The 3,994-nt window shown below is 61.7% G+C and carries 2 protein-coding genes and 1 pseudogene; 2 read left to right on the forward strand and 1 reads right to left on the reverse strand.

The annotated features are described in order from the left end of the window. Nucleotides 1-1,720: 1,720 nt before the first annotated feature. Nucleotides 1,721-2,116, reverse strand: a complete 396-nt coding sequence (locus tag LPA44_RS17825; RefSeq protein ID WP_230890826.1) for a universal stress protein — start codon at nucleotides 2,114-2,116, stop codon at nucleotides 1,721-1,723. Nucleotides 2,117-2,597: 481 nt separating this feature from the next. Between LPA44_RS17825 and LPA44_RS17830 the strand changes: the two genes are divergently transcribed. Next, nucleotides 2,598-3,767 carry a thiolase domain-containing protein gene (locus tag LPA44_RS17830; protein ID WP_230890827.1) on the forward strand — a complete coding sequence of 390 codons (1,170 nt, stop codon included), beginning with the start codon at nucleotides 2,598-2,600 and terminating at the stop codon, nucleotides 3,765-3,767. Continuing rightward, a pseudogene (locus tag LPA44_RS17835) lies at nucleotides 3,764-3,994 on the forward strand (hypothetical protein); the annotation flags it as partial. The gene LPA44_RS17830 and the pseudogene LPA44_RS17835, both read left to right, overlap by 4 nt.

Here is a 3,994-nt window from a genome sequence, read left to right on the forward strand (position 1 = left end):
TTTGATCCTTCGACGAACACCGCCAGCAGCAGCTACTGCATCTTCTGAGTGTAAGAACCGGTCTTTGACGCCGTGAAGTCGTAAGTTATCGACCCTACCCCGACGCAGTCTTGCGTTCAACAAGGCAAGTTCCGCTCTGAATACGACGACGTTGACGAGGTACCGGCTCAGACCAGTCAGACGTATCCCGAGTCGAATAGTAATAGTCAGTAAGTCATTACGAAAGAACACTATTTGACCGATTCTAATCTCCGTGCACCGAGTGCACGGTATTTTGAACCGATTTCTTGTTATCTACTATCAGTAATTCGACTTTTGTGTGCCACTTATTCTATCCCACCCCCTCGTAATTGCAATGAGCGTACGCCCGGTCGATAGTGGGCAACGACGCTGGTTCGATGCGAAAGTGAGCGACTGCAACCGATTCCCGACAGTCTCAGCGTCGGTGTAACCGAAATAGTTCGAGAAGTGGCTAGTTCGTCGTTTTACTTCTTGGCAGACACGTCCAACGTGATCCGCTTCCGCGGCGTTCACGCTGGAATCGAGAGTACCCGTCGAGCGCCGCCCAGGGTCGGGGCACGGAATCGACGAGATGTGTGTCACGGAGGTTCGTGTGGAACATTTCGGTAATCGCTTGATTCCTTGTGAGGAATGTTCACATACAGCGGTCGACTCATGCCGGAATCACCACAACGTACGGCCAGAGGGGATCGCTGTTGCGTTGGATCACAGTCGCATCGAACCCGACGTGATCGGAGTTACTGCCGTCGAGGAGCTGTAGCTCGGCTTTCTGTCTCGAGCTATGTCTGATCGAACGGCGGCGCCCGTCGCCCGAACTATCAAATATTGATGTTGTATATAATAGTTATACTCTTACCGAATGGTGTAGCATGGCGATCTACATCGCCCGCTCGTGTCGCTTCAGAGGGCCTGACCCAAAGCAGCCGCTATCGCCGCTGAGACAGTCGTGCTTGAGGACGGACACTGAGAAATCGCACGGTCTCAGTCGCAGCACGTATCGGAGCACCACTCCCGACTAACCTGAACGCTTTTGCCGGCGGAGCAGAACGGTATCCCCGGCTTATTTTGCGAGGGAGGCGACGCCTCACCCGAGCAGCGATGTGAAGACGGGACAGTTTAGGGCGCCACACCCACGTTCGAGCATGACTGACCACAGAAACGCCAGATACACCGTCTGACGGCGCGAACATCACCGAAGTCCGATCTGAGGCGATCAGACGCCCGTCGAGCACGGCGCGTAGCTCTGGTTCGTTCAGCGCGTCGCCACCATGCGCCGTGAGGTGGCGGCACCAACGATCGGAGCGGTAGACGAATCGGTCGTAGGGGCCGTACGCCTCCGAATCGGTCGTAGGGGCCGTACGCCTCCGAATCGGCCGGTAATGGAGTCAGCCGCTGTTTTTCATCGAGGGCCGCATACGCGCCGTTTCGCCCCGTGGGACATGAGCTATCGTGTTCACGGGGGTGCGATCACCGGGTGACTGTCACCCGCTTACTCGAGGTAGACAGGAGTGGTGATCAGTAGGTGCGGGCAGCAGTGAGTGGCCCGGTTGTCAGCCTGTCAGAGCAGGGGGGGGGGAGGAGCACGGCGGAGGGTCGACGAGCGCGCGCCGATCGACCCACGAATAGCGCTGTCGAAGGGAGCCGATGTGACGCGAACGCGTATGTCGAAAAAGCCCGCATCGAGCGGGCCGGAGTAGTGTCAGTCCTGGCTGACGCTGTGGACGACGACCGGGCGATCCGTGTCGAGGATGACCTGCTGGGTCGTACTGCCGAAGAGCGCCTTCCCGGTCGGCGAACGCGCCCGGCCGGCGAGGACGATGAGGTCGGCGTCGCGGTCGTTCGCCTCGGCGATGATCTCGGCGGCGGGCGTACCGCTCCGTTCAGCGAGCGTGATCTCGATGTCGGCCTCCTCGAGGAGGTCACGGGCGTCGTGAATCGCGCCGACCTGGCTCACCGAGGCGCCCTCCGGGTTCTCCGTGAAGACGTGGAGGAGGGTGACGTGAATGTCCGCCACGTCGAACGGCATGTCGAGGACGGATTCAACCTGACGAATGCCGCGGTTCTCGTCGTCGATCGGGATGAGGATTTCGTACATTAGCCCCACCCCCAATGGACGTGCGAGTCTGGTCGAACGCGTCGCTGTCGTCGCCGGTTCCCGCCGCGGTGTCGCGTGCGGCGCAGCGCATCTGTCTGGACATGTGTTAACGTACAATCTAGTAGACCAATAATTATTCGATTCGGTTTCGAGCCGCTGGAGGCAGCCATCGACGGACGGATCCGAGCGGTGTCGTCGGCCGGACACCCTCAGTTCGATAATGAAAGAACGTGATGAGTGCAGTATCCCAGAGTGCGGCTGCGATGGGTGAGAACACGGTTCGAACACAGATGTCTGGCCCCAGCAGCGGTGTCACAGAGTGTGCAGAACCATGCCGATTTGAGTTATATAAAATGATCGGGAGTGCCTGTTCGATAATGATAGACTCCGCTCCGAACTCGATGACCGCACGACGAGTGGACGAGACCCGCGATCTACCGAGTGCGTGTCCTTTACATAGTGGTTCACCGTAGGGAGAATCATGCGAGACGTGTACATGGTGGGCGCGGCCCAATCCGACTTCGGGTCGTTCCCCGACGAATCGTATCGGTCATTGTTCTCGACGGCGTTCGAGGGCGCCCTCGACGCCGTTGACGGCGATCTCGACCGAAGCCGAATTGACGAGGCGTACGTCGGGACGCTCGGTGTGGGTGGCCGTCAGCTCGGTCTCGCCGGGCCGGCTGTCACGGAGCACGTCGGCCTCGACGGTACCTCGTGTACGCGCGTGGAGAACGCCTGCGCCGCGAGCAGCGTCGCACTCCGACAGGCCGTCCTCGCTATTCGCTCGGGCGTCGCCGACGTCGCACTCGCCGGGGGCATCGAAGTGATGAACGACATGAGCGGCGAGCAGACCCGCTACTGGCTCGGCGTCTCCGGCGAGACCGAGTGGGAGCGAATGGCAGGAACCACGTTCGCCGGCGTCTACGCCCAGATGGCCGACGCACACATGGCCGAGCACGGCACGACTCGCGAACACCTCTCACGCGTGGCCGTCAAAAACCATGCGAACGGCGCGAAGAACCCCCATGCTCATCTCGGCTTCGAGTGCTCGCTCGACGACGCGATGAACGGGATGACCGTCGCCGATCCGCTGAACCTCTACGACTGCTGTCCGACCTCCGACGGCGCGAGCGCTGTCCTCCTCACTAGCCGTGACGTCGCCGAAGAAGTCACGGACACGCCCATCCGAGTCGCTGGCACCGGCCAGGCCAGCGGTCGCGTCGGTCTCTTCCAGCGACCGACGGTCACGAGCATCCCCGCGACCAGCGAGGCCGCAGACCAGGCCTACGACGAAGCCGGTTGCACCCCGGATGATATCGACTTTGCCGAAGTCCACGACTGCTTCTCCATCGCGGAGCTGATGGCGTACGAGGATCTCGGGTTCTGCGAACCGGGTACCGGCGGCGAATATGTTGCGAGCGGTGCGACCGAGCCTGACGGCGAGCGACCGGTCAACCTCTCCGGCGGCCTCAAATCGAAAGGACACCCCATCGGCGCGACCGGGGCCGGCCAGGCCGTCGAGGTGTTCAAGCAACTGCGCGGCGAGGCCGGCGACAGGCAGGTCAACGGACTGTCCCGGGGGCTCAGCCAGAACGTCGGTGGATCGGGCGGTGCGGTAGTCGTCACGGTCTACGAGGAGGGATGGGCATGAACGGCATCGAGAGTGCGGGTGCATACGTCCCGCGCGGCGTCGTGAGCGCCGAGGAAATCGGCGAGGCGTGGGACGGCTTCCGTGCGCGAGGCATCTCGGAGAAGCGCGTCCCCGGCTACGACGAGGACGCCGTGACAATGGCCGTCGAGGCCGCGACGGACGCACTTGAGGCGAGCAGCGTCTCTCGGGAGGACGTCGAGACCCTCGCGCTGGGCACGACGACGCCA

It is taken from the genome of Halobacterium sp. KA-4, assembly GCF_021028995.1.
GTDB lineage: Archaea > Halobacteriota > Halobacteria > Halobacteriales > Halobacteriaceae > Halobacterium.